Raw genomic sequence first — 1,313 nt, 5'->3', positions numbered from 1 at the left:
CCCCACGCCTCGTCCAGCCGTGGCGGCGCGGGGGCGATGCGCTTGCCGGCCACCCGCCAGGGCTGGTCCACCCGGTGCACCAGCCAGCCGGCGCCCACGGCCTCCGCGGCCACGGCAGCGAGGTCGGGCGCCTCCGAGCCGCCGCCCGCTCCGTGGCCGAGGACGAGCGTCCCGGCCTCGCCCGAACCCGCGGAGAGCACGCGCGCGGGGCCGTGCGGGGTGTCGACGAGCCCGGTCACGCCTCGTCGCGCTCGTCGACCGGCAGGTGCTTGCCGGCGTCCCGGGGCCGCCGGTGCTTGCCGCTGAGCCGGCGCCACGCGAACCAGACCACCGCGCCGGCGACAGCGGCGTAGATGACGTAGTCGATCAGGTCCAGGTAGTCGTAGACGACGTCGCCGAGCGCCACGCCCAGCCCGATGAGCAGGCTGTTCCAGAGCAGGCTCCCGGCCGCGGTGTAGAGCAGGAACTGCCAGATCGGCATCCGCACGACCCCGGCCGGCACCGACACGAAGCTGCGCACGATCGGCACCATCCGGCCGAAGAACACCGCCGCCCGGCCGTGCCGCTCGAACCACGCGAAGGTCTTGTCGACGTCCTCGGTCTCGACCAGCGGCAACCTGTCGAGGAAGGCGTGCGAGCGGCGCGGGCCCAGCGCCCGGCCGACGTAGTAGAAGAAGACGGCGCCCAGCAGCGAGCCCAGCGTGGCGAAGAGGATGACCGGGATCAGGTCCATCCGGCCGGCGTTGATCAGCACGCCGGCCGCCCCCAGGACGACCTCGCTGGGGATCGGCGGCACCACGGTCTCGGCGAGGATGGCGATCCCCACGCCGATCGGCCCCAGGCTGTCGATCAGGTCGAGCAGGAAGCCGGTGATCCCACCCTCGTCGGAGGAGGCTGCGGCGAGGAGGTCCATGAGTCCACGGTATCGGCGGATCCCGACCGCGCCGTGACCGTGCCGAGCGCGCTGCCGCGACGGGCCGGATGCGCGGCACTACGGTCCGGAGCATGCGCCAGCGCTTCACCGCCGTCGCCGCCGTCGTCGTCCCGGACGCCGTCGTCGACGTCGAGGACGGGCGGATCACCCACGTGGGGCCGGCGGCCGAGGCCCCCGACGCGGGGGACGCCGTGGTGGTCGCGCTGCCCGGCGTGCTGCTCCCCGGACTGGTCAACACCCACTCCCACGCGCCGATGGCGCTGTTCCGCGGCCAGGGCGAGGGCCTGCCCCTGGACAGGTGGCTGGGGGAGGTCATGTGGCCGCGGGAGGCCCGGCTGATCCCCGAGGACGTCGAGGTCGCGATGACCGCCGCGTCGGC

2 protein-coding genes and 1 pseudogene are annotated in these 1,313 nt (G+C 74.6%); 1 reads left to right on the top strand and 2 read right to left on the bottom strand.

The features are described 5' to 3' along the window. Both A6V29_RS08425 and A6V29_RS08420 read right to left on the bottom strand, forming a co-directional pair. Positions 1–239 (bottom strand): annotated as a pseudogene (locus A6V29_RS08425) (alpha/beta family hydrolase); the annotation flags it as partial. Next, positions 236–913: a DedA family protein gene (locus A6V29_RS08420; protein ID WP_137159891.1), complete on the bottom strand. Its 678-nt coding sequence runs from the start codon at positions 911–913 to the stop codon at positions 236–238. The pseudogene A6V29_RS08425 and the gene A6V29_RS08420, both read right to left, overlap by 4 nt. Before the next feature lie 92 nt (positions 914–1,005). Here A6V29_RS08420 and A6V29_RS08415 point away from each other — a divergent pair. Continuing rightward, the coding region (locus tag A6V29_RS08415; RefSeq protein WP_170977770.1) for an amidohydrolase family protein at positions 1,006–1,313 on the top strand (308 nt) is incomplete at its 3' end.

The organism is Blastococcus sp. CCUG 61487 (genome assembly GCF_005222955.1).
Classification (GTDB): Bacteria; Actinomycetota; Actinomycetes; order Mycobacteriales; family Geodermatophilaceae; genus Blastococcus.
The sequence above is the reverse complement of the archived record's forward strand: the minus strand, read 5'-3'. Positions and strand labels throughout refer to the sequence as shown.